Genomic DNA, 24,928 nt, shown 5'->3' with positions numbered 1-24,928 from the left:
TGTCGGTGTAATAGGCGGACAGTTCGGGTGGCAGGAGGTTGCGGCAGAATGTGGACTTTCCCAATCCTTGCCGCCCGCTCACCAATACCGGAGCCATACTGTTGGCATGGCCGTCTCCCATCCTCATCCATTGCGCGGCCACAGCCAGCATCCATCGGCGGAATCCGCGTACCCACAGCGCACGGTCCGACACGCGCCGTGCCAGTGCGTCGAGACGGTCTTCTCCGTCCCACGGCTGCAGGCGGTCGAAATAATCGCGGAAGGGATGATAGTCGGGCAGGCGGTCGGAGGCCACGAAACGCGACACGTCGCGGTCCCAGCACGGGATGCCCGCCTCGTGGGCGGCGAGGCAGAGGGAGTTGAGGTCGCGTGCCGTGAGGGGGAAGAAGGCGGCCGCATCCTGTCCTTTGGGGCGGAATTCCGCCTGCCTCGTCAGCAGGTTGTGGCGCAGGTCGTAACGCTCTTCCGCAAAAGCGGCCAGCCGGTGGTCGAGGTGGGCAGGCGCGTTGTCTTTCGCATCGTGGGCTTCCGCCTTCCGGGAGGTCGGCCTTGTGAAGGCTTCCGGTCGCGATTCGGTGACTGTTGTTTCTTCGATATGACCGGTCACGCTTCCGGCAACTCCCAAACGTCCGGCTTTTCTTTTTGATAAATCGCTCCCACTCGGCAGAGGCAAGCTCGCTTGGTTCTGCGCTCGCTTATTCGCGATTTTCTCCGCCCATCGACGTACCGCTCTCTTTACGATGTGTTTCAGTTCCATGTGCTTCGTTTTTTACGGCAAAGTTAGGGAGACGCACGGCGGAGGTGGCACATTTGTGCACGTTTCCGCACATTAGTACGCATTTCTGCACATTTCTGCGCTTCTCCGTGTCACTCTTCTTCAAAGAAACCGGATAGCCGTCGGACTCGATACTCCTCATTCCTTTCCCTCCTCCATACTTTTCCGGAAAATGCCTTTCATCTTTCAGAATACACCGTAACTATCTCAATACAAATCGGATACATCCTGAACTTTCAAATCTTTATCTTTCAGTCCATGTCAGTCATAAGTCGGGCTGAATGCCGCTTTTCGTTTGGCGCAGATCTGCGTTTCGTTCTTCTGAGATTGAAAAATCGTTCGGAGCACAACGGAAAATCGTTTGGCTTATGAGGACTATCGTCCGTCACCTGAAAGAGAGCTGAAAGATGTAGGTTCCATCCTTCAGGGAGCTAATATACATAAAGCGAAGGGTTTACATTGTGTTCTGAAAGATGAAGCTTGTTTTTGAGAAAACGTAGGGAGAAGTTGGGCTGAGAGCATAACCCATCTGTTTGTCAGTAGTTTAGGAAAGGAAATAGGAGGGAGATAAATATTATTCCCGTTTATACTAAAAGGAATCAGGATGCACTATCTTTTCTTTGGCAGTGCATCCTGATTCCTTTTAGTATAATCCGTGGGTTACTGGTTCTTTTTCTTCATCACGATGGCATCGATGACCGCTACGGCCGTGATGTTCACGATGTCGCGTACGGAACTTTCGAAGTCGGTGAAATGAATCGGTTTGTTCAACCCCATCTGGATAGGGCCTATCATCTCTATTTCGTCTCCATTCAGAGCCTGGAGCAACTGGTAACCGGCATTGGCCGAACTCAGGTTCGGGAATACCAAGGTATTGACCTCCTTACCCTGCAGGCGAGTGAATGGGTACTTACGGTCGCGCAGCTCGTTGTTCATGGCGAAGTTCACCTGCATCTCGCCGTCGATGGGTAGGTTCGGGTAGTTCTCCTGCATGTACTCTACGGCTTTATGGATGCTGGCCGGGCTTCCGCATGTGTCTGTTCCGAAATTGGAATAGGACAACATGGCGATGACCGGTTCGTGATTGAAGAAACGCACGGTCTTTTCGGATAGCCGTGCAATGTCTATCATCGTTTCCGTGTCGGGATGGCGGTTGATAAGCGTGTCCGCCAAGAAGTACGTACCTTTCTTGCTGTTCATGATGTGCATGGTACCGAAATGGTTGTATTCCGGTTGTATGCCGATGACTTCTTTGGCGACCTTGATCGTATTGGAATATTTGGTGTACACGCCCGTAATGAATGCGTCCGCTTCGCCAGTCTCTACCATCATCATGCCGAAATAGTTACGCTCGAACATCTTGTCGTTGGCCTCTTCGAATGTATAACCTTCGCGGGCTTTCTTCTCGGCCAGTATCTTGGCATAACGTTCGCGGCGTTCGGCTTCGCGGTCGTGGCGCAGGTTGACGATTTCGATGCCTTCCAGGCTGAGATCGAGTTCCTTCGCCAATTTCTCGATACGCTCGTCGTTACCCAACAGGATAGGATGGCAGATACCTTCAGCCTTGGCCTCCACGGCGGCTTTCAGCATGTTGGGGTGGATACCCTCGGCAAACACCACGCGTTGGGGATTGCGGCGGGCCGTATCTCTCAACTGGCGGGTCAGTTTCGACTCATACCCCATCAGTTCCTTCAAGTGGAGGGCGTAAGCGTCCCAGTTTTCGATGGGCTTGCGGGCCACCCCGCTTTCCATGGCAGCTTTGGCCACAGCCATGGACACCTCGGTGATGAGGCGCGGGTCTACCGGTTTCGGGATGAAATATGAAGGACCGAAAGTGAGGTTGTTCACGTGGTAAGTCTCGTTCACCACGTCCGGCACGGGTTGTTTGGCAATGCCTGCGATAGCCCGTACGGCGGCCAGTTTCATTTCTTCGTTGATGGCCGTGGCACCGGTATCCAAGGCGCCACGGAAGATATAAGGGAATCCGATGACGTTGTTTATCTGGTTCGGATAGTCGGAACGTCCGGTAGCCATCAACACGTCGGGACGCGAATCCATGGCGTCCTCATACGAGATTTCGGGTACCGGGTTAGCCAATGCGAACACGATGGGCGACGGAGCCATGCTGCGCACCATGTCCTTGCTCAACACATTGCCGCGCGACAAGCCGAGGAATACGTCGGCGCCCTTGATGGCTTCTTCCAACGTATGGATGTCCGTACGACTGGTGGCGAAGTAACGCTTCTGCTCGTTCAGGTCGGTACGGTCTTTTGAGATCACACCCTTGCTGTCCAGCATGACAATGTTTTCCAACCGTGCGCCGAGCGACACATACAGTTTGGTGCAGGATACGGCCGAAGCTCCGGCTCCGTTCACAACGATTCTCACGTCTTCGATTTTCTTTCCAGCCACTTCCAGTGCATTCAACAGTCCGGCACTGGAGATGATGGCCGTACCGTGCTGGTCGTCGTGCATGACGGGAATGTCGAGTTCCTCTTTCAGACGGCGTTCGATTTCAAAGCATTCGGGTGCCTTGATGTCTTCCAGATTGATGCCGCCGAAAGTCGGCGCGATGGCTTTCACGGCCTGGATGAACTTTTCGGGGTCTTTCTCGTTTACCTCGATGTCGAACACATCGATGCCCGAGTATATCTTGAAGAGCAGTCCTTTTCCTTCCATGACCGGTTTACCGGCCAGCGCACCGATGTCGCCCAACCCAAGGACGGCGGTACCGTTGGATATTACTGCCACGAGGTTGCCCTTGGCCGTATAGCGGTAGGCATCCTGTGGGTTCTTTTCTATTTCGAGGCACGGTTCCGCCACGCCGGGCGAATAAGCCAATGAGAGATCCGTTTGTGTGCTGTGGGGCTTGGTTGGCACCACTTCGATTTTCCCCGGCTTGCCCTGTTCATGATAGTGCAAAGCCATTTCTTTGGTTATTTTTGCCATTTTGTAATGTTTTTGAGTCTATTTTTTCGTCTAACTGCACGCAAAGATACGAAAAAATTATATTTTGAAGCATGGCTCTCCGGTTTTTCATTATATTGTAAGCTTGTTGCTGTGAAACCAAAAGAAAATGATACCTTTGTAGACTATAAAAAGGAAAGAAATCATGCTGATTAGAATTTATCCGGAAAACCCGAATCCCCGTGAGATGGCCAAGGCCCTTAAAATGCTGAGGGACGGAGAGCTGATTATTTATCCTACCGACACGGTGTATGCCATAGGATGCGATGCCCTGAACGTACGGGCGGTGGAGAGGATTTGTGCGCTGAAGGGGGTGAACCCTCAAAAGAGCAACTTGTCGATTATTTGTTATGACTTGTCTAATATCAGTGAATATGCACAAGTCAGCAACGCCGCTTTCAAACTGTTGAAGAAGAACTTGCCGGGGCCGTTCACGTTCATCCTGCCTACAAGCAGCCGGCTTCCTAAAATATATAAGAATAAGAAAGAAGTGGGTATCCGTGTGCCGGACAACAGTATTGCGCGTGGACTGGTGGACGGGTTGGGGAATCCCATCCTCACGATGTCGGTGCACGACGAAGACGAAATTATCGAGTACTCCACCGACCCCGAGTTGATTCATGAGAAATACGAAGGCCGCGTGGCTTTGGTCATCGACGGGGGATATGGAGGCAGCGAGGCTTCGACGGTGGTGAATTGTGTGGACGACGCTTTCGAGGTCGTACGTCAAGGCAAAGGCGAGCTTCTCTTTTAGAAAAGCCCACCTCGTCACCTTGTGTCTCTTTCTTCAATTTATTCTTTCTTCAACTGCAACCCTATCACGTAGTGGTGAGGGATATGGGTCAGGATTTCCGCTTTCATTTCCGGGTCTATCTCGTTTTCACCACAGAAACGGAAGAAAGTCGTTCCAGGTTCCGCCCATGCCGAGCCGTATAACAAGAGGGGGATTTTCATTTCATCGGCTGTTTTTACCGCACGTGCGACAAAAGGCCGCGTGTGGTAGCTGATGAACTTTTTTCCGTCGGCCGGGTATAACGTGAACGGGAAACCTTGGATGCCCACGTTGGGATTGGAGATACGGATGGCGGCAGTGGTGTCCGTCCTTTCCTCTTTCCTTATATATATGGAAATCTCCTTGATGTTGTTCCATTCTTTTTTCCCGGCGGGGATTTGGTATTCTTTCCGGAACCCTTTTCTGTGTTCTTCCGGAATCTCGTCTAACGAACGGATGTTTTTGCCCAAGTCGAAGTGGTGCACTTTCCCCGTCTTCTGGTTATTCTTGTATTCTTCCACATAGATTTCCACGTGATATGTGGCATCGAGGAACTGACTCACATCGAAACGATGTATGTAGATGTCCATGTCTTCGAGCACGTTGAGTACGTCCTGCAACTGGGTGTCCACAAGTTTCACCGTATGGGTGGTCTGGGTCTGTGCCGCAGCGAACAAGGACGCGCACAGCAGTGTGGAGGCTAATATCCTTTTCATAATCTGCTATTGATGTAAGACTCCTTATTTCTTTAACTCTTCCTTCAGTGTCTCTTCCATCAGTTTGTGGTTGCGGAAGTCGTTACGCAGCTTGTATGCACCCGACTTGTCCACCAACACGTAAGACGGGATGCCGTCTATCTTGAATTTGTCGCACAGATAGTCCCATTGTTCTTGGTTCAGGCGGTAGTGCAAGCCTTGGATGTCCGGAATCATGGTCTTGTATTTCACGATGGGAGAGGTCTCGTTGGCAATGTAGACCCATACGAGGTCATCGCTTTTCAGACTGGAGGATTTGAGCGGTTCGTTGGCTTGGATGGCTGCACGACACGGGCCGCACCAGGTATTCCAGAAGTCCACGAGCACTACTTTGCCTTTGTGAGGGGCGATGAGGGCGTCGAACAACCGTTCTTTAGGCACGTCGGGCGTGGTTTCCACCTTCGACTTGGCTTCCACTGCGGCCAGTTCGTCTTTGGCCTTCTTTTGCATGAGGGTGAACGCTTCGAGGTAGAACGGGTTGTCCATGGCTTTCATTTGGGCAAAGTCCGCATCGGTGAGCGCGACATTCTCCGCCTTGGCAGGGTAACCGGCGATTTGTCGCAAGTCCTTTACCAGTCCTTTTTGGATACCGGTCAGTTGCGGCCAGTCGAAAGAGGATGAGCAGGCGGCACTCACATAGGCCAGTACGTTTTCGCCTATCAGCAGTTTGGGGTCGTTGATGTCGAACAGTTGGCAGATGGCTTTGGCATCCTCCGGTTTCAATGGTTCGATACCTTCCACCTTGAAGTTGTAGTCCCATTGACGGTTTGTGTGCCGGTAGTTGTGTTCACGCAGGTAATCGCCTTGGGCCATGGCGGAAAAGGCCTCTTGCCGGAGGGAAAGTTGCTTCACCTCTTTTTCGAGCGGCGAAAGGTTGCTTTGGGCAATGCTGTCTGCAAGTGCCTTGTAGGTGTCCACGACATGGGCGGCATATTCGGCCGAGGTCATGCGGTAGTCTGCAAATTCGCCTGTATACAAGTCCATACCTAAGTAGGGGGTATCATCCAAAAGGTTGGTTACATTGTTCAAGTTGGCATACGTGCCGGAGGAATAAAGCCGTTGGAATGGGGCGGCCTTACCGCATTTTTCCTCGCGTTTCCGGTGGGACAAGAGATAGTATCCCGATATGTGCATGTCTACATACAGTTCAGTCGTTTCGCCCGGAGCCAACCATACGTTTCCCACCATACGATGATTGATGTCAAGGAGAGACTGTGCCGTACCGCATTGCAGGAAACTGAACGAAGCCTTGCCCGTTTCGGGGTCGATGGTGGCTGTATAAGGCTGTTGCGTCCCGAAGAGGGTGTTGACGTAGAGGTTAGCCTCTTTGCCTAATTCCGGACGATAATGCAGGAAATGGACGTTGACGGTCGTGGTGCCCGTTTTGAAAATCGGGTCGGGCACTGCCGTATCCCCGTCGGCCTGCCGCAAGTCTTCGGGCACTTCGTCCGGCGTGTCGAATGTCTTCTTTCCCGTCAGGTCTATTCCGAAAAGCTTGAAACAGTCCTCACAGTCGGACTCGATGAAGTCGAACGATGGTGTTCCGGAAGGGAGCGGTTCGAAGCGGAGGGTAAAAGAAGCTTCGCCCGATTCAGGCATCCAGAAAAGCGAGTCCGGAGTGATTCCTTCGGCACCGGTCAGCATATACCGTTTTCCCCCGGCTTGCAGATACGATTCCGAAGAAATGCGAATCCAGTTGTGGGGACGGTAATACGCGTCGGTGTGCAGGATGGTAGCTGAGTCCGTCAGTTCCACCTTTGCGATGTCGAGTGCGTTGGTATTGGCCGTTTCAATCAAAGGGTATTCCACCGTTTTGTTGTTCGGGCCGCAGGAAGCGAGCCATACCAAGAGGGTCAGTACGCCCGCTCCGGTTCTCCACTTGGGAGCATGCATAAAGAAATGATTCATGATATTGATGTTTAAAAGGGGATGCCCTTTTGGATAATCAGGCATCCCCCGGTTAATATTTTCAGGTATAGGCGCCTTTATTGTTTCACCAACGTCAACGCTTCCGCGCCGTTTTCATCCAACAGGGCAGCCGTATGCTCGTCTTTGACGATAAAGCTTCTCACTTTGTTCATGGCTTCCAGCACTTTGCCTTCTACCGTCATGCCCGGTCCGGCCATCATCGTGGAAAGCAACTTGTCGAACTTCAGTGAAGCGGGTTTTCCCTTTTCCTGTTCGATGCCGCCGTTTACGATGTTGCATCCGGCATTGCCGTGCAATGTCTTTTTGTCGGCATTGAATTCAAGGAACGGTGTTTTCTCCGTCTTTTCGATGTCTTCTACCGCTTCGTCGTAGACTTTCGTGATATTCCATTTGCCGTTCAAGGAAGCCAAAGTGGCGGCGGGACGTTTGCTCAGTGTGAACAGGGCGTTGCCGTTGCCGTCTGTCAGGGTCAGTTCCTGTTCCGTACCCTTATAGCCGGTTACGTTTTCCAAAGCTTCCAGCACGGCACGTTCGGTAGCCATGTCGCTGCAAAGCATCCGTGTGGAAGCCACCTGCCCGAAAGACAAGTGCCCGGCTTTGTCTTTATCCACCTGGATGGCTCCCATGATACGGTTACATCCGGCACAGCCGTATACTCTGTTCTCTTTCAGGTTCAGCCCGATAAAAACATCCTTATCGGCCGTAGCCTCTTTTCCGTTTACGGTGATGATATTCCATTCGCCTTCCAACGCACTGGTTTGTAGGGCGTTCTTGCTGCTTCCACAACTGCTTGCCAATACAATGGCGAGAAGGGCTACTCCCATTGTGCTTAATTTCTTCATTTTCATTTTTTGAATTGATTTGATATTGTTAGATGCAAATATACTTCTTTTTCCTTGTATCCTCTTCCTTTTAAGTTGTTTTAATTTACAGAAACGATTGTTTTCGATAGCAGACGGGACAAGGAAAGGCGTGTCGGAAATTACTGTGCAGACTTTACGGTTTCAATCTCCTTCGATCGGAAAATCGTTTGGCTGAGATTGAAAAATCGTTTGGCTGAGATTGATTTTTCATTCTGCTGAGATTGAATTCGGGGGATTTGTATGTGGTGTAATAGGCTTATAATGAGTGATTTAAAATAACTTTGCATTGAAATGCCGATTTGCTTCGAAAAAATGTTATCTTTGCAGAAACGTTTGTGGAAACGAGGTGTGAAAAAGACAGACAAATAAAGATGGGAAAAACAAAATATATGCAGGCTGACGAAGCCTTCTTCAAACTTTTGCGTTTAGGAATCGGGACGTGCCACGACCGTGATGTGGCGTTGGACAAAGCCGGATGGGCGGCTGTGTACGACATGGCGTGTAAACAGGCTGTGGCTGCCATTGTGTTGGATGGTGTGGAGCGTTTGTCTATCATTCAAAAGCCCCCGATGGATGTCGTGATGCCTTGGATCGGATTGGTGCAGCAAATAGAAACCCGCAACCGCAGGCTCAACCGGACGGTCGTAATGGTGTATGACAAGTTTTTGAAAGAGGGAATGGGCACCGTCCTGCTGAAAGGACAGGGTAATTCTTTGTTTTATCCCCGTCCGCTGCATCGTACGCCCGGCGACATCGACTTGTGGATGAACGACGGGCGCAAGGTGGTGGTGGATTATGCCCGGAAGTATTGTCCCGGTGTGGAGGTAGTCTATCATCATGTGGACTTTCCCGTATTGAAGGAGGCTGAGATAGAGTTGCATTTTACGCCTTCATGGATGAACAGTTGGAGGATGAATCTCAGGCTGCAACGTTATTTTAAGGAATGGAAAACGTTGTCGTTGCTTCATAAGGTGCAGTTGCCCGAACGGGTGGGCGAGGTGGCTGTGCCCACTCTGGCGATGAACCGTGTGTATCTGTTGGTGCATATTTACCGTCATTTGTTTGATGAAGGTATCGGTTTGCGTCAATTACTGGACTATCACTTTGTGTTGAGGCAACCCTGTTCCGAAGCTGAGCGGGAGGAAGCCGTGCGGTGCTTGGAGCGTTTGCATCTCAAGCGTTTTGCCGGTGCGGTGATGTATGTGCTGCAAACGGTTTTCGGACTGGAGGACGAGCATTTGTTGGTGCCGCCGTCGCCCGGACGAGGGCAGCGTCTTTTGGCAGAAATCATGAAAGCCGGGAATTTCGGGCAACATGACGAACGCATACGGCATGATGCGAATGAGACGCCTTTCGGCCGTTTCCGCCGCAAGGTGTCGCGCAACATGGGATTCCTGACGGATTATCCCGGTGAAGTCCTTTGGAGTCCTTTGTTTAAAATATGGCATTACGCGTGGCGGTTGCGTCACGGTTATCTTCCACCGAAGAAATAATCGGGAAACGGCTTGCGGTTCACTTTTGTTTCCGATAAGTCAGAAGAGCCTTCAAGGTTTCGATGTCTTCGGGCAACGTGAGCTTGAAGTTAAGTTCGGAACCGGGTGAGATGTAGAGTTTTTTCAGAGGAAAAACTTCCGTAATCAGAGTGTACAGGGATTGGCTGCGGCTGATTTGGATTTGCTTTGCCCTACGGAACGCTTCTGTCAGGTCGTCCAGACTGAAGGTTATCGGGGTCTGTGCGCGGTGCAGCAGCTCGCGCGGGATGCACTTTCCCGAAGAAATCCCGTCGGGGCTTACCATGTAGGCTTCTTGGCTGCGGACGGCGGTGACGGCATTTCCGTGTGTGCGGAAAGTATTCAGGTTGAGGCTGATGATTTCGTCCGTCACCAAGGGTCGCACGGCTTCGTGGGTCAGGACGGCAGGGTTCTGTTCCCCCAATTCTGCATGCAAGCCTGCGATACCGTTTCTCAGGGAGTCGATGCTGGTGTCTCCGGCCGGGAACAGCGTGTGCAGCTTGCTTATTCTGCCGTTTCGGGCCGTAGTTTTTACAAATTCGTTCCATTCCGGATTGCAAACCACGTAGATGCGGTCGATTTCGGGATGGCGTTGAAAGGCTTGCAGGGTGTAAGAGATGACCGGCTCGCCTGCAATCTCCATGAATTGTTTGGGGCGGTCGGTGTGCATGCGGAAGCCATGTCCTCCGGCCAGCAGCAATACGACGTTGAGTGGCTTATCCATTTTCTATCTCCTTTGTAAACCGGTCGCAAAAAGTTTCATGTACATGGCGGGTGTAGTAACGCAAGGCTTCGAGTACGATAATCTCGAAAGCAAAGAAGAGCCACGGCATATTGATGAACAGCGATACGAACAGCACGATGACTCGCGTATCGAAAGTCAGGATGTTCGTGTATTTCATCAAGGGGAGGCTCGCCGTCCGGAACTGTTCTTTCAACGCCTGCGGCAACCCGTCCGGATAGCGTTGCTGGACGAGGGCATAGAACTTTTGGAATTTGGGGGTTTGCCGTTCCTGTCCTCGCGTGTAGTTGCCATAGAAATAGAGGTATATCTTGTGAAACCATTCCTTGCGGTTCCAGGGCAACGACCGCATCAGGGCGCTTTGCTGGGCATAGTTGTCCAATTCGCTTCCCGATGCTCCTTTGAGGAAATAAAGGTGGATGTTGCGGTAGTAGTCGGCCACGGCGCATTGTTTGGCATGGCAGTGGAAACCGGAGAAGGCGGCAATCAGCCAAATCCATGTTCCCCACGGTTGCCCCCACGGAGCCGGTTCGCCGGTGAGGCGCAGGCACAGGAAAAAATAAATGGAGAAGAACCACACGTCACCGGCAAAGCCGTCCAGAATGCGTCCGATTAGCGTCTTTTGTCCCGTCATGCGGGCCAGTTGCCCGTCGGCGCAGTCGTACCAGTTGGCCCATATCAGGAGAAACATGCCGATGAGGTTCATGTATAGGTCGTCCCACCAGAAAAAGTAACCGGCCAATGCCCCGATGACGATGGAGAGCAACGTGACGGCGATAGGGTGGATATGTAGTTTCTTGAACAGCAAAGCCCAAAGATAGCCCGGAGTGCGCGTGACGTAAAGTTCGAACGTCCCTTCCGTGTCTTCCGATTTCAGCGTGGCTTGTACACGTTCTTTCAGTGTGGATGATGTCATATTTTGTGAGCCTCCTAAAGTTCTGAGTTTTCCTCGCTTTCTAAAAGTGTTGCAATATTCGTAAAAAAAAGCGGAATCTGCAAGCTGTCAGGGGAAAAAGGCCGGAATAAAAGAACGAAACCTTTGTTTTTGTGGGTATTTTACGTAAGGGACGAGAGGAAATCGCAAAATGCGGCAAGGGAATAGAGAAGAGGCATTTCAGGAGGTTTGTCGGTTTTCTTGAAACGCCATGGTCTTTTATGGTTCCGTTTCTGTAACAGGGGCGGCACTATCCCGCTTGGGGTTTTGTCTTTCCCGTTTCAGGTAGATCATGTCCTTCAGTTGCATGCCTCCTTCTATGATGGGATGGTCATAATGCCGGGTGAAGAAATCGGGCAAGGTGTGTGAATATGTAAATCCGCAACTACGGTAAAATGGTAGAGTTAGCGGACTGTCACCCGTACCGACCAACAGGGTACGGCAGTCTGCATAGTAATGCCATACGTGCTCCACCATCATACGTCCGTAACCTTTGCGTTGGCAGGCGGGAGCTACGGCAAGGTTTTTAAGTTCATAGACTCCTTGTCCCTCCCGGGTGACTACGGCTACGGCTTTTGCTTCGCCTTTTTCTTCCATGACGAACAAGTCGCTCCGTTCTATATAGCGGTCTATCATCGATTCTTGTTCATCGGCCAGGAGCAATAGGTCGAGGAAACGTTTCTTGTCAGATTTTACAAGTCGGATATGCATGGTTTTCTTGGGATGGTTGAGTGGTAAAGATACGAAAAAATACGGTACAATAGGCTGATGTGGGGCTGATAAATCAGACAAAGTAGATGTCGGTGTTATTTCGGTTAAAACATTGGAGGAAACATTTCTTGTTTTATATTGCATTTCAGCCATATTGGAACAAAAAAAAGAAAGTTACTGTAGGTAACTTTCTTTTAGTGGTGCCACCAGGAATCGTAATCTAACGATAAGTAGCTGAATATCTTTGATATATCTTTTAGCTAAAGAAGTAATCTCCCACTATTGCTCCACCTTTGGATTGCTTTGTTTTGCACAAGGTCTCGTGGAGGTTTCCTGTTGCAAAGATAGTTTTCTATTCTGAAAATCCCGCATTTCGTATAGATTTTCTTCATTTATCTTTTCAAGTTCATCTTGAAAGCGTTCCCATGTCCTTAAATCCTCATGCCAACTTTCTAATTCTTCCCAATCGTCCATAGTTCTTTATTCTATAATCTGCCAATATCCTTGTTTCCTGCCTCCTATACGTTTCAGTAAGCCAAACTCTTGAAGTCGGGAAAGATTGTACTTTACGCCATCCTCTGTAATGTTAGAAAGACTCTCGCTTATCTCTTTTCGAGTTGCTTCTGGGTGTTCTTTTAAGAATGAAAGTATAGCTTGCTGTTGTTCTGTTAGGTTTTGCATACCCTTTTGGGTAGTCTTTTGGGTAGTCTTTTGGGTAGTCCTCTGGTCGTCTTGGATAGTTGCCCTTTCAGGATACTCAAAATTGAATATAGTCCAAATGCCCGAAGCGTCATAGCGGAACTCAGGTGTGGAAAATCCGTCTTTCTTACAAGCTATAATGATACGCTCAATACCACGTCCCCATGCCTCAATCTCACCGGAACGAAAGAAGGTATTGGCAATGTCGGGGTTATATGGAAAACTGCGATGAGAAGACAACAATGTTTCTACTGTCCATCCGTCCGGCAATACACCTCCATTTACAATTTCCAGTTTGTTCTCATATACACGGATTTGTATGGGAGAAGGCTCTGCATAATCTTTGTTGATACAAGCATTTAGTAATGCTTCACGCAGTGCTTCTCTCGGCATGGGCAATGTTTCGATGCGGTGAATACCCTCGTAGGTAATAATGGCTTTCATGTATTTGGTACACAACAAGTCCATCAGCTTCACGATTTGCTGGAACAGATTGCCATGTACTTCATCTTGGTACACCAAGTCCATTCCTTCACGAAAGAAACCTACCTTTACGAAAGCTCCGGTTACGTACCGTTCCGGGTCGGGATGAAACAACAAAGCGGCAGCGCGTTTCAGATAATTGCCTTCGTAAAGCCGGAGCTTCTCCAACAATCCGTGATTGTCATCCATCAAATCTGCATCATCCATACGTCCGCTCCGCTTGGCATACTTGCGGAATAAATCAAATGTGGCGTTATCCAAATCCTCCGTTTTCAGATAAGGTACGGGCACCCCGTCCCATGTTTTGCCCTGCTTACGAAGCATGAAACGGTCGAGTGCAGCACCTTTCAGTTCCTGATTGGTTGCGCCACTTCGTTGGTAATACTTGCCTCGAAAACTGATAGGATAAGGATATGCTTCTGTCGCAATTTCCAGATATTGTTTCTCGTCTTTCTCTTTCAGATTAACCTCCACCAAGATACCAAGCATATCACGTACCTTGTTGGGAATGTCTTCCATCAGCTTTTTTACATCTTGTACACCGCATACCTCGCCATTGTCTTTTATGCCGATGTATAGCATACCACCTTGCGCATTGGCAAAGCCGCATATCCATTTCAGATATTCGTCACGCCAAGATTCTTTGAACTCTATGTTTTGGGATTCGGTTTGCATGAAATTACAAATTATGCGATTCAACATATTGATATGCAGCTTCTTTGAGTTGATAAACAGGATAACCATGTTTATCATAACTTCTAATTCTAATAAGTCCAAGATTTAGAAGTTTTTCAAAAAAAGAATCCCATTCTATCTTTTCTCGACCATTCTTGATTTCATACTGATTTGATGCTCCTAAACCATATACGCATTTCCCTCCCATAAAATGAGCTTGAAAAAAATCAGGATTATCAACAGAAGTCCATGACTTTAACCGTGCTTTATCATAGTCAGACAACTTTTCATGGGAAGTATCATCCTTAACTTCATTCCATTCTAATTCGTTTATGACAATTTTTTCTTTGATGAAATTATCATTTATACATAAAGAAAGTTTATCTTCCAAGATTCGTTTAAATTCATCAATACTATTATAATCAGCATATAGAGCTTTTTGTCCAATCTCCCTTTTAAAATCCTGTAAACGAGAAATTTGTTCAATATTGATTTTATTTATATTTACAGCCTGCTTGAAAAATATCATTACAGGTTTTCCTGCTTTTAAATGCTCTTCTATCTCTTCAACACTTCCACTTGCATAATCTTCAGTTGGAGTACCCAACTTTGCTCCAAATACACAAATTAACAAATCGCTTTTATTTACTACTTGCTGATTAATTACTTTTTGTGGATGCAAACCTGTTGCTGGATATGCACTGATAGACCAATGTAATGGTAATAGTACAGCTTTTTGTTTTTCTGCATTGGGCAGTGAACGCTTCCTGACGGACAGGGAGGTGTCGGCACGCCTGAAAGTGAGCTGACGCACTTTGCAGGACTACCGCAACAACGGCATAATCGCCTATTACCAGTTGGGCGGCAAGATTCTGTACAAGGAATCGGACATCGAAAGGATGCTTGCTGCCAATTACCGGGAAGCGTTCAAATAACATCATAAAAGGAATACGACCTGATGCCCTCTGGTCGTATTCCTTGCTGTGTCTGGTCATATATCCTTGGCAATTAACAGTTATTCCCCTTTCGGGAATATGCCGCTGGCGAAAAGAACAAGTATAGCGGTTCTTTCCGACTGGCGGCATAAAGTTCTCCCATGACAAACTTTCTGAAAGCCATACATTCCTTAGTCCGCAACTTGAAAGCAACGGCAATCACCATTTCAAGGCTATACACATCGTAGCTAATCCCGTTGTCCTGTCTGATATAGCACATGGTATCGCTTTCCAATAATTCCATGTTCTTGTAGATAGCACGTACAGCCTTGCGGATGTCGCAGCCGAACACATTGAACGCATCGCACATTTCTTGCTGTGTCATCCAAACGGGAGCAGTCGGCATAATGACTGTCCCGTTTTCACTGATTGTAATGATTCCCCTGTCCATAGTCCTTATCTTGTATTAGAAAGTACATTCCGTACATTGGTCATATCACGCAGAATGGAACTATCCAATACACGAGCATAGTGTTGTGTCATTTTTATATTGGAGTGACCAAGCATCTTAGCCACATTCTCGATGCTCACACCATTAGCGAGGCAAACCGAGGTCGCATACGAGTGCCGCGCGGTGTGAGTGGTTAAGTGTTTATTTATCAGACATAAATCGGCTATCTCTTTCAGGTAGCTGTTCATCTTCTGGTTGCATGGAACAGGCAGCAATACCTTTTTCTTTTGGCATATCGGATGGTTGGCATACTTGCGGAGAATTTCCAAAGGAATGTCAAGCAAAGGGATATTGCACATATTCTTTGTCTTTTGCCGTGTTTTGCGAATCCACAGGTTACCATTCGCATCCTCCACGATGTGTTCGGGAGAAAGTTGCTGCACATCAATGAACGCCAACCCGGTGAACGCTGCAAAAATGAAGACGTCACGAACAATTCGGATGCGCTCCAATGGAAAGTCTTTGTGATAGATGGTCAGCAATTCGTCCATCGTCAGAAACTCGCGTACAACTTCCTTCTCGTGGAACTTGATACCAACAAACGGGTCTTTGGCAATCCATTCATTGGCTAATGCCAAATTGGTGATTTTCTTCAAGCATTTCATGTAACGGATAACGGTATTCTGTTGGCAGGACTTTTCCGTTTTGAGATAGAACTCAAAGGCACGAACCAACTCACCATTGATTTCCGTCAGCGGTAAATCCTCCTTTCCGTATTTCTGCTTAATGAGTTCCGCGAGATAGCGTTTTCAGCTTTCATAACGACGGACGGTAATCAGTGCATAGTCCTTTCCGACAAGCGCACGGCATTGGTCATTGTGTTCCTGCATCGTACAGATGAGGGTGCAGACTTTTTCCGTCTCTTTGTCCTGCCCGAAGAATTTTTCCTGCAACAGACGCGCGGTAATGGGTTGCCGTTGTTCCTCCAATTCATTGAAAATTTGGTGGAGCTTGATTTTGGCATCCTCGATGTAGGCATTCAAGTCGCACGCCTTACGGCTTTTTCCACGGGCACATTCCTTTGCCTGATTCCACGAAGCAGGGTCTATGCTCTTGCGGATGTTGGTTTCCACTCGCGCACCGTTTACCGTGATGCGCATACATACGGAGGCTTCTCCGTTTTTCAGCAGTTTGGCTTTCTTGATGAAGAAAAGCACATTGAACGAGTTTCTTTTCATTTCCTACAATTTTTAGTTGGACAAAAGTAGGAAACTATCCGCGTTTTATTGATGCGCAAAACATTGCAAATCAGTGAGAAAGAATCTTATTCGGTGGAGATTTCTGTTCCACCTTTTCCGCTCCACCTTTTGGAACACCGGAAACGGTCATATTCCGCACTTTTTTGCGCTCTGTCGGAAAACAAAAACTCCCGATTTCTTTTGGAAATCAGGAGTTTACTTCTTTTTGCTTTTCTTCAAAGTGGTGCCACCAGGAATCGAACCGGGGACACAAGGATTTTCAGTCCTTTGCTCTACCAACTGAGCTATGGCACCGACTTACTTTTGTTTTGCGAGTGCAAAGGTAGCGATTTAATTTGAAATGCCAAATATATTCGATATATTTTTGTGTAATGTAGGAGAAAAAAGTAAACTCTCACCTGTTTTCTGGGTCGGAGAAGATAGGTGAGAGTGTAGTTAAATGCAGACGGATTGTCTTTGATAGCAAGGAGGATTGTTGTCCAACCTGGCTGAAACAATGCGGCACATCAGCCTTTAAGCGGGTTCCAGCCTTGAGCTTTCAGTTCAAATTCCTGGCCATCCCTACTGATGAGTGCATAGCCTAATTCGGCCTTGGTGATATGGCCTATTATTTTAATGTCTTTGATCTGGCTGACTTTTTCGTGGTCGGCAATGGGGACTGTGAATAATAATTCATAGTCTTCTCCGCCATTCAGAGCGCAGGTCGTGACATTCATGTTCAGCTCTTCTGCCATAACAGCCGTCTGGTAATCTAAGGGAATATGTTCTTCATATATCCTACAACCGACACCGCTTTGCGTACAAATATGCAGTAATTCGGAACTGAGTCCGTCTGATATGTCGATCATGGAAGTCGGACGGATATTAGCGGTTGCCAATGCTTGCACAATGTCGCGTCGTGCTTCTGGCTTTAGCTGTCGTTCTAGTAAATACTCTTTTCCGCTAAAGTCCGGTTGGGCTTCGTATAATCTCTCTGCTGTTTTTGTTTTTTCGTTCCTGTGTGCTTCCTGCAACTGTTGGTTGAAAACGGCTTTTTCGCGTTCGAGCAACTGCAATCCCATGTAGGCTGCTCCTAAATCTCCGCTGACACAGATCAAGTCGGTTTCTTTGGCTCCGTTGCGATAAACCACTTTGTCTTTGTCTGCTTCCCCGATGCAAGTAATGCTGATGGCCAGCCCCGTAAGCGAAGATGTCGTATCGCCTCCTACAATATCGACCTCATGAGCTTCGCATGCCATTTTGAGACCATCGTAGAAAGCCTCCATGTCCTCTACACAGAAACGTTTGCCTAAAGCAATGGAGACCACCATTTGACGGGGGGTACCATTCATGGCATAAATGTCCGAGAGATTGACCATGGCAGCCTTGTATCCGAGATGTTTCATCGGGACGTATGTCAGATCAAAATGTATGCCTTCCATCAGCAAATCACTGGTGACGAGGACTTGTTTGTCGGCCGGATATTCCATGACGGCACAGTCGTCACCAACTCCATAGCGGGTGGAAGAGTTTTTCAGCCGGATATTTTCTGTCAGGTGTTTGATAAGCCCGAACTCTCCGAGCGTAGAGATTTCTGTCCTGTATGTTTCTTGCATAAATTTATGGGCTTTAAGCGCGGTTTATCATCTCACGCATAATCTCGGCCATAAGGGGTTGTACGGCATCGGCAGCTTTCTGTACTTCCTCGTGGCTGACTTCCACAATCTTTCCTTCCACTCCGAGGTCGGTGATGACACTGATACCGAAGCATTTGATTCCGCAATGATTAGCTACGATGACTTCGGGTACGGTCGACATACCCACCGCATCGGCGCCCCAAATGCGGAACATTTTATATTCAGAAGGAGTTTCGAAAGTCGGTCCTTGTGTAGCGAGGTATACGCCTTGCTGTACCTTGATTCTTTTCTCTTCGGCAATGGCAAGTGCTTGCTGGATGAGTTCCTTGTTGTAGGCTTCCGACATATCTGGGAAACGGGGACCGGTCGGGAAGTTCTTACCGCGTAGCGGATTCTCCGGAAGTGCGTTGATTTGGTCGGTGATAATCATCAGATCGCCAATTTCAAACTTGGGATTGGTGCCGCCTGCAGCATTGCTGACGAACAAGGTTTTGATACCTAGCTCATACATGACACGGATGGGAAAAGTGACCTCTTGCATGGTGTAGCCTTCATAGTAATGAAAGCGGCCTTCCATGGCCAGAATGTCTTTGTCTCCCAGTTTTCCGAAGATAAGATTACCCGAATGCCCTTCTACCGTAGAGACTGGGAAGTTGGGAATTTCTTTGTATGAAATGCGGGTCGCATCTGTGATTTCGTTGGCCAGTTTACCTAATCCGGTACCTAAAACGATAGCCGTTGTGGGGCTTGTTGTCATCCTACTTTTTAGCCAGGATGCTGTTTCTTGAATTTTTGAATACATAACCAGTAATGTTTTCGTTAAACGATTCTTGTTGATTTTGCAGTATCTCTATTTCGACCGGCAGGGCATAGAGAGATTTTCTAACCTCTTCGCTCAGGCCGTTGAGGTCCTTCAGGCGGGTCGCATCTTTTTCAGTGGTTACAATTAGCTTCGGCGAGGACATTCGGGCGTAAGTCTCATTGATTAGGGCTACGTCTTTGGCCGAGAAGTAATGGTGGTCGCCGAAAGAAAGCGGCGTGATATCCGTTTCATAATGTTCGAGGTCCATTTTCATTTGTTCCGGCGAAGCGATGCCTGTAAGCAGCAAGACATGCTTGTGGGGCAGCAACTCGTCCAAAGGATATTCTCCCTCTTCGAACAACGGTATGAGACGGCTGTATTTCAGTGTCGAGAAGAACAACTTCTGATAAGGGTACAACTTCAAGGCCTTACTGATGACCCGGAATCCCATGGGCTTGATGTCTTCCGGGCATTTGGTTACGATTACGATATTGGCCCGGTCTTTTCCTTCTTTCGGTTCGCGCAAACGTCCTGCGGGGAGCAACTTGTCATCGCAAATCAAGCGATGGTAATCTACTAACAGGATGTTGATACCTGGTTTTACATAGCGATGTTGGAACGCGTCGTCTAACAGGATGACTTCTGTCCCCGGTGCGATTTGCTCGTCGCATAACCGTTCAATTCCCCGGCGGCGGTTTTTGTCCACAGCGACATAGACATCTGGAAACTTTTGTTTCATCTGATAAGGCTCGTCGCCTATGGCGGGCATAGACGTTTCGGATGTGGCTAAAATGAATCCTTTTGATTTACGTTTGTATCCCCGGCTCAACACGGCCACTTTATGCTTCTTTCGTAACAGGCGGATGAGATATTCCGTATGTGGTGTTTTCCCGGTACCGCCTACGGTGATATTGCCGACCGAAATAACGGGTATGTCGTAACTTTTGGATTTCAGGATTCCCATTTCGAAAAGCTCGTTGCGAATCCTTACACCTATTCCGTAAAGCCAAGCCACCGGCAACAACCATTCGTTGATTTTGATTAAGTCTCCTTCCATGACGGTTTAGTTGATAAAGTTCGGCTCATACGGTATCCGGGCTTGCAGGACGCTCATTTGCCGGATCTGTCTCAGGTTCATTAGTGGGGCGTAATATGTTCCGAGGGTCTCTTGTAAGGCCGTGTTCAGATAGTCCTTTTTCTGTTGGTCAAACAAACCCTCGTACCAAGGGGACGGAGTCGGTGCGTATTCCGTATGGTAATCTTTTATTTTGGCTAATGAAGCAGCCTTTTTGATGGCGGTCTGGAGATTGCCGTTGGTATCGGCCAATCCGTTTTCTACGGCCTGCCGTCCGGTCCAGACCCGTCCTTCGGCCAGTTTTTTCACTTGGCCGGTTTTCATATTCCGTCCGTCTGCTACACGTTCGGTAAACAATTTGTAACCCCGTTGTATATATCCTTGCATCATTTGGGCTTCCGAAGGATTGAATGGGCGTGCCGGCGTACCGAAATCGGCGTGTGCATTGGTTTTTACAACATCGAAGTGCAAGCCTAATTTGTCGCTGAGCAGTTGGCTTGCGTCGGGAATGAGGCCGAAAATGCCGATGCTTCCGGTCAACGTAGTCGGTTCGGCCACAATATAGTTGGCGGCGCAGGAGATGTAGTAACCCCCCGAGGCTGCCATTCCACCCATGGATACGACCACGGGTTTGGCTTCACGGAGTAATTTCACTTCATGCCATATCTGTTCGGAGGCGTAAGCGCTTCCGCCTCCGGAATTTACGCGAAGTACTACTGCTTTGACCGATTCGTCTTCACGCAGTGTTCTCAGGTCGCGGCATACGGTTTCTGCATCTATCACATTTTCGCTCCATTCTGTTTTTCGGTCTACGATGTCTCCGTATGCATAGTAGACTGCAATCTTATCACCTTTTTTCGGGGTTGCTTCGGTGGCAGCCGCCAGTTCTTTCACACTGACGAGGGGCAGGGTACCTTTGTCCTTTCCGGTTTTTGCGCGTAACATCCGGCTTACCCCGTCGATATAGCAAAGGCTGTCCACCATGCCATTCCGTACCAGTTCTTCTGCGGGACGGAATGTGAGCATACTGTCTGCGTATTCGTTCAACAAATCCTTCTTGATGGAGCGTGAACGAGATACGTCCGTCAGCATGGTTTGCCAGATGTCATTCAGGTAGGACGTGACCTGTTCGCGGTTGGCGTCACTCATTTGGGTGGCAGTAAACGGTTCCACGGCCGATTTGTAGCTGCCTACTTTGAACACTTGCATCTTAATGCCTATCTTTTCCAACAGGTCTTTGTAAAAAATAGGCTGCGAAGCCATACCACACCAGTTCACCTGTCCCTGTGGATTAAGGATGATGCTGTCGGCTATGCTGCAAATGTAGTAAGCCCCTTGGGTATAGTTGTCTCCGTATGCGATGATATATTTGCCGCTTTTCTTGAAATCGGCGAGGGATTCCCTGATGTCTCGTATCATGGCGGGAGTCGCTCCCAAGAGGGTTTGTGCTTCTATATATATACCGTCTATGTTCGGATTTTCTTTAGCACCTTGGATGGCTGTCTGTATTTCTCTCAGACTGAGGGTGGGGTAAGTACTGCCGAACAGGTCTCCGAGAGGATCGTTCGGTGCATCTTCCTGTAATTCGCCGTTTAGCGTCAGGCGAAGTACGGATTGGGGTTTGATGGATGGGGCGGCACTTTCCACGGTCATCATCCCCACAATGGACAGGATGCCTAATATGAAGAAGGCTATGCCGGCCAGAAACAAGCCACAGAGCGTGGCCAAAGTATATTTGACGAAATCTTTCATACGTTGTATAAAGTAGGTAAAGCTACACAATTACGCAAATGTACAATAATGTCTACGATTTACAAACGTTATACCTTATAATAATATTTAAATTGGTTTCGTCGGAGGGATAAAACTCAGTATGGGAAATTGCTTGTGTTATGGATTTTGCGGGGCGGTCTTGGAGGAATGTGCCTGGGCATGGGAATGGAACGCGACGGCTGCCATGAGGCACAGGCAAGGATACATGGGCATCATGAGGCGTGGAAACTCGGCGTATGCTCCCCAAAAGGCTGTGAATATCGTGGCACAGCAGAACGCCCACAGCAAAAAGGACAACGCGGTTTCCTGCTTGTGTTTCCGCCTTGTCCACAGGCGCAGGGTGAAGAAGAGGATAAATGCGTGGGTAAACCATAAGGGAACGTTGATGATTCGGTTCATTATGGTGCCGGTAACCCCAAATCCTGCATTGGGATAATAGGCAGGGCAAGAAAGGAGAAAATCTCGGCAACGTCCTTTGAGATAGCCTATTTTGTCTTGGCCGATTTTACGGTCTATGTTTTCCAGATATTCCACATAACCTTCCGTGGCTCCCCACATCTGTTGCACGCGGTCGCGCTCTTCCGGAGCTGCCATGATGATACGGTTGACGGAGGAAACTTGCGAGAGGGTGAACAGTCCGTATCGTTGTTGGATGGCCGAGCAGTAAAGGAGAGTGAGGGCACAAGTGGTCGCCAGGCAAACGAATGTAGTCCATTTTGTAGCGACACTGGCGCGTCGGCCTCTCCATGATAAGGCGAAAGACAGGAGGACGACCGGGACGAAACAGATAAAGAACGGGCGGAGCATGATGAGTAGGAACATAAGGCCGCAAGTCAGGAATGAAAGGGTGGGGGTGGGCTTCGTATAAATGGACTTGCAGGTCAGGAAGCACAAGAAGACTACTCCCGAGAGGGCGAGCGACTCGGTGCCAATGTCTTCTATGCACCAACTGATAACGGCTGGGTTGCAGGCGTAAAGCGCGGTGGAAATGAGCCTCACTTGTGGCTTGTCGGTTATGTAAGTAGTCGTTTTGTAAAAGTAGATTGCAGAAACCAGGAATACGGCAAACAGGAATACTGAGATTCCGTAAGGATTCCATTCGCCCAAAAGAAGACGGGCGGTGTGGCAGACGGCAGGCATTACCGGCGTACGGATGAAGTCGATTTCCCCCTCAAACAACCGCGCACCGGCTCTGTAGTAAGAAGCGGTGTCGGGCGAAGTGCCGATACGGAATCCGTTGGCCAGCATTTCTGCGATGTAGATGCAAATGGCGGCACGCGTGAGCAAGGCAAGGTTGTGCCGGTCGTCGAACCCTCGTATGCGTTGTGCCGCAGTGCGGAGCTGCGTGCAGACAGTCTTGAAGGTGTCGTCAATGTTCTTTGCGTTCATGATATTCCTGTTCCGTATTGATGTTCCAAATGTCTTGTTTGTCGGTTTTCCTGTCTCGGATGTGGGCCACAGCCTCCATGGCCGTAAGCATGGAGTGGTCCATGTTGTTGTATCGGTGCTGTCCGTTCCGCCCGATGCAATATAAGTTGGGTATACGGTCCAACCAGTCGGTTACTTCTTTCAGGCGGCGGTAGCTTCCATGGTAGGCGGGATAGGCTTTTTTTTCGCGCACGATGGTAGAGTCTTTCACGTGCGTTTCGTCTTCCAGAATACCGATATGTACGAGTTCGCCGATGGCCATGGAAATGAAATCCCGGTCGGTTTTGTTCCAAAGTTCGTCGTTCTCGTTGCAAAAGTATTCCAATCCTAACCAAATGCAGTTCCGGTAGTCCTCTACCAAATAAGGTGACCAGTTGTTGAAAACTTGGAGCCGTCCGATACGCACGTCCCGCTCTTGGATGTAGATCCAAGTGTCCGGTATGCGGTTGCCGAAGGTGGGCAACTGTCCGTTGTGCCGGATTTTGAGGCGGTCTACGAGGATGCCTACTGTGATGAAATCCCGGTAGGGCAAAGAGGTCGCTACGGAAAAGACCTCGGGCGGCACGGTGATTCCCGTGAAAGTGGACACAAGGTCCTTGACGGGCATGGACGACAGCACGTAGTCGCACGGGATGTCCACGTGTCCGTCCGGGGTGGCGGCGGTGACGGAACGTATCAGGCCGCCCTCGTAGTGGATGCGTACAAGCCGGTGCTTTAGAAGGATTGTGCCTTTTTCGTCGCGTTCGATTTCCTGCGCGGCGGTTTCCCAAAGTTGGCCGGGCCGAATTTGGGGTAAAGGAAGTTCTCGATAAGCGACTTTTCCGTGTCTTTTTGCCGGATGTCGCCGGGCGTCCGTTTCTTGCGGACCAACATGTTTTTCAGTAAGGCTTTGATGGAAAGCCCGTTGACACGTTGTGCGCCCCAGTCGGCACCTAACACGGAGGGGTGCACTCCCCAAACTTTTTCGGTGTAATGTTCAAAGAACATCTTGTAGAGCGGACGGCCGAACCGGTTGATATAGAAATCTTGAAGGGAGAGTTCCGGGCGTTTGGACAGGGTGGCACGTAGGTATCCTATCGCGGCGCGTACGGTCCGTCCCAGTCCGAGGTTGAGTATCGTTTTGGCATTGAAAGTGACGGGATAATCAAAGAACTTCTTCAGATAGAAAATACGTGAAATCCTGCGACGCAGTAGCATGGTACGGTCTTCTTTCTCCGGGTCCGGTCCTCCGGGGAAAAAAGTTTTTATGCAAGGCGTAAGCAAATCGTCCTGTGCCGGACTTCCCTGTAAGGGGAGAAGCGTAGTCCACCACTTCATGATGTCAGGGTCTTTGGAGAAAAAGCGGTGCCCACCGATGTCCATACGGTTGCCGTGGTAAAAGACCGTACGTAAAAGTCCGCCCACGCAGTCCTTTTCCTCTAAAAGGATAGGGATTATATCGGTTTGGCGGAGCAGTTCTATCCCGGCCGTGAGTCCGGCGGGGCCGGCTCCGATGATAATGGCGGTTTTTCGCTTTTCTGGTGTTTTTGTTCTCATGAAGCAGGATATTGGATGGCCGCTTAATGTGTCGGGTAATGGCGGGCCATTGCAAAATTAGTATAAATAATTGAGAATTTGCCATGTATTGCATATAATTATCTCTTGAAATTTATTCATGTTTTCTCGTTTGTAGCTTTTGTGACGATGAAGGGTACGAGAGGAAGAGTTTATGTAGTGTTGTTTTCCTTCTTGGTTCCAGTTGTTTTTTATCATTGTCTTTTTGTCAGAATGTCA

The 24,928-nt window shown here is 48.8% G+C and carries 20 protein-coding genes, 1 tRNA gene and 3 pseudogenes; 3 read left to right on the top strand and 21 right to left on the bottom strand.

All coding sequences use genetic code 11. From position 1 onward, the window contains the following. Together HMPREF9441_RS03355 and HMPREF9441_RS03345 are read right to left on the bottom strand one after the other, a co-directional pair. Window positions 1-757 (bottom strand): annotated as a pseudogene (locus tag HMPREF9441_RS03355) (VapE domain-containing protein); the annotation flags it as partial. Between the two features lie 678 nt (window positions 758-1,435). Beyond that, window positions 1,436-3,724 (bottom strand): NADP-dependent malic enzyme, encoded by a 2,289-nt coding sequence (locus tag HMPREF9441_RS03345; protein WP_008617985.1) that lies wholly within the window; start codon window positions 3,722-3,724, stop codon window positions 1,436-1,438. Window positions 3,725-3,887: 163 nt separating this feature from the next. Here HMPREF9441_RS03345 and HMPREF9441_RS03340 point away from each other — a divergent pair, with 163 nt between their 5' ends. Continuing rightward, window positions 3,888-4,496, top strand: a complete 609-nt coding sequence (locus HMPREF9441_RS03340; RefSeq protein ID WP_008617979.1) for an L-threonylcarbamoyladenylate synthase — start codon at window positions 3,888-3,890, stop codon at window positions 4,494-4,496. Window positions 4,497-4,534: 38 nt separating this feature from the next. Here the strand turns inward: HMPREF9441_RS03340 and HMPREF9441_RS03335 are convergent, their stop codons facing one another. From HMPREF9441_RS03335 to HMPREF9441_RS03325, 3 genes are all read right to left on the bottom strand, one after another. After that, window positions 4,535-5,230, bottom strand: coding sequence for a DUF5041 domain-containing protein (locus HMPREF9441_RS03335; protein ID WP_008617978.1), 696 nt, complete (start codon window positions 5,228-5,230; stop codon window positions 4,535-4,537). A 24-nt stretch (window positions 5,231-5,254) separates the two neighbouring features. Next, window positions 5,255-7,177, bottom strand: a complete 1,923-nt coding sequence (locus tag HMPREF9441_RS03330; RefSeq protein ID WP_244949592.1) for a TlpA family protein disulfide reductase — start codon at window positions 7,175-7,177, stop codon at window positions 5,255-5,257. A 77-nt stretch (window positions 7,178-7,254) separates the two neighbouring features. After that, window positions 7,255-8,040 (bottom strand): META domain-containing protein, encoded by a 786-nt coding sequence (locus tag HMPREF9441_RS03325; RefSeq protein ID WP_244949591.1) that lies wholly within the window; start codon window positions 8,038-8,040, stop codon window positions 7,255-7,257. Window positions 8,041-8,432: 392 nt separating this feature from the next. Between HMPREF9441_RS03325 and HMPREF9441_RS03320 the strand changes: the two genes are divergently transcribed. Beyond that, a complete protein-coding gene (locus HMPREF9441_RS03320; RefSeq protein WP_244949590.1) occupies window positions 8,433-9,554 on the top strand; it encodes a nucleotidyltransferase domain-containing protein in 1,122 nt (373 codons plus the stop codon). Between the two features lie 19 nt (window positions 9,555-9,573). Here the strand turns inward: HMPREF9441_RS03320 and HMPREF9441_RS03315 are convergent, their stop codons facing one another. The 6 genes from HMPREF9441_RS03315 to HMPREF9441_RS03290 form a co-directional block, all read right to left on the bottom strand. Then, on the bottom strand, window positions 9,574-10,296 hold the full coding sequence (locus tag HMPREF9441_RS03315) for an IspD/TarI family cytidylyltransferase (protein ID WP_008617970.1): 723 nt from the start codon (window positions 10,294-10,296) through the stop codon (window positions 9,574-9,576). Then, window positions 10,289-11,230 carry a CDP-alcohol phosphatidyltransferase family protein gene (locus HMPREF9441_RS03310; RefSeq protein WP_008617969.1) on the bottom strand — a complete coding sequence of 314 codons (942 nt, stop codon included), beginning with the start codon at window positions 11,228-11,230 and terminating at the stop codon, window positions 10,289-10,291. Before HMPREF9441_RS03310 ends, HMPREF9441_RS03315 begins: the two co-directional genes overlap by 8 nt. 237 nt (window positions 11,231-11,467) lie before the next feature. Then, complete coding sequence (locus HMPREF9441_RS03305) at window positions 11,468-11,959, bottom strand: GNAT family N-acetyltransferase (RefSeq protein ID WP_008617967.1); 492 nt, start codon at window positions 11,957-11,959, stop codon at window positions 11,468-11,470. Window positions 11,960-12,238: 279 nt separating this feature from the next. Then, window positions 12,239-12,433 carry a hypothetical protein gene (locus tag HMPREF9441_RS03300; protein ID WP_008617965.1) on the bottom strand — a complete coding sequence of 65 codons (195 nt, stop codon included), beginning with the start codon at window positions 12,431-12,433 and terminating at the stop codon, window positions 12,239-12,241. Between the two features lie 6 nt (window positions 12,434-12,439). Continuing rightward, window positions 12,440-13,843, bottom strand: coding sequence for an ATP-binding protein (locus tag HMPREF9441_RS03295; RefSeq protein ID WP_008617964.1), 1,404 nt, complete (start codon window positions 13,841-13,843; stop codon window positions 12,440-12,442). Continuing rightward, window positions 13,821-14,573 (bottom strand): hypothetical protein, encoded by a 753-nt coding sequence (locus tag HMPREF9441_RS03290; protein WP_244949594.1) that lies wholly within the window; start codon window positions 14,571-14,573, stop codon window positions 13,821-13,823. The genes HMPREF9441_RS03295 and HMPREF9441_RS03290 overlap by 23 nt, the downstream gene beginning before the upstream one ends. Between HMPREF9441_RS03290 and HMPREF9441_RS18305 the strand changes: the two are divergent. Then, window positions 14,566-14,751 (top strand): annotated as a pseudogene (locus HMPREF9441_RS18305) (helix-turn-helix domain-containing protein); the annotation flags it as partial. The gene HMPREF9441_RS03290 and the pseudogene HMPREF9441_RS18305 overlap by 8 nt on opposite strands. Window positions 14,752-14,824: 73 nt before the next feature. Here HMPREF9441_RS18305 and HMPREF9441_RS03285 read toward each other — a convergent pair. The 10 genes and pseudogenes from HMPREF9441_RS03285 to HMPREF9441_RS18735 form a co-directional block, all read right to left on the bottom strand. Further along, window positions 14,825-15,202, bottom strand: a complete 378-nt coding sequence (locus HMPREF9441_RS03285) for a hypothetical protein (RefSeq protein ID WP_008617962.1) — start codon at window positions 15,200-15,202, stop codon at window positions 14,825-14,827. A 5-nt stretch (window positions 15,203-15,207) separates the two neighbouring features. Continuing rightward, window positions 15,208-16,440 (bottom strand): annotated as a pseudogene (locus HMPREF9441_RS19020) (site-specific integrase). A gap of 242 nt (window positions 16,441-16,682) precedes the next feature. Further along, window positions 16,683-16,755: transfer RNA gene (locus tag HMPREF9441_RS03270), tRNA-Phe, on the bottom strand. Window positions 16,756-16,967: 212 nt separating this feature from the next. After that, on the bottom strand, window positions 16,968-18,056 hold the full coding sequence (gene thiL, locus HMPREF9441_RS03265; RefSeq protein WP_008617957.1) for a thiamine-phosphate kinase: 1,089 nt from the start codon (window positions 18,054-18,056) through the stop codon (window positions 16,968-16,970). 13 nt (window positions 18,057-18,069) lie between these two features. Then, window positions 18,070-18,879, bottom strand: coding sequence for a purine-nucleoside phosphorylase (locus HMPREF9441_RS03260; RefSeq protein WP_039864855.1), 810 nt, complete (start codon window positions 18,877-18,879; stop codon window positions 18,070-18,072). After that, entirely contained in the window at window positions 18,836-19,936 is a 1,101-nt protein-coding gene (gene lpxK / locus HMPREF9441_RS03255) for a tetraacyldisaccharide 4'-kinase (protein ID WP_008617955.1), read from the bottom strand. Before lpxK ends, HMPREF9441_RS03260 begins: the two co-directional genes overlap by 44 nt. 6 nt (window positions 19,937-19,942) lie before the next feature. Then, complete coding sequence (sppA, locus tag HMPREF9441_RS03250; protein WP_008617954.1) at window positions 19,943-21,706, bottom strand: signal peptide peptidase SppA; 1,764 nt, start codon at window positions 21,704-21,706, stop codon at window positions 19,943-19,945. Window positions 21,707-21,844: 138 nt separating this feature from the next. After that, window positions 21,845-23,116, bottom strand: coding sequence for a hypothetical protein (locus tag HMPREF9441_RS03245; RefSeq protein WP_008617953.1), 1,272 nt, complete (start codon window positions 23,114-23,116; stop codon window positions 21,845-21,847). Continuing rightward, window positions 23,097-23,879 (bottom strand): hypothetical protein, encoded by a 783-nt coding sequence (locus HMPREF9441_RS18740; RefSeq protein WP_244949593.1) that lies wholly within the window; start codon window positions 23,877-23,879, stop codon window positions 23,097-23,099. The genes HMPREF9441_RS03245 and HMPREF9441_RS18740 overlap by 20 nt, the downstream gene beginning before the upstream one ends. Next, the gene (locus HMPREF9441_RS18735) at window positions 23,870-24,691 is read right to left on the bottom strand and encodes an NAD(P)-binding protein (protein WP_008617951.1); all 822 of its coding nucleotides are present in this window, start codon (window positions 24,689-24,691) and stop codon (window positions 23,870-23,872) included. The genes HMPREF9441_RS18740 and HMPREF9441_RS18735 overlap by 10 nt, the downstream gene beginning before the upstream one ends. Window positions 24,692-24,928 lie beyond the last annotated feature (237 nt).

This window comes from Paraprevotella clara YIT 11840, assembly GCF_000233955.1.
Lineage (GTDB): Bacteria > Bacteroidota > Bacteroidia > Bacteroidales > Bacteroidaceae > Paraprevotella > Paraprevotella clara.
This window is presented reverse-complemented; position numbering and strand designations above follow the sequence as displayed.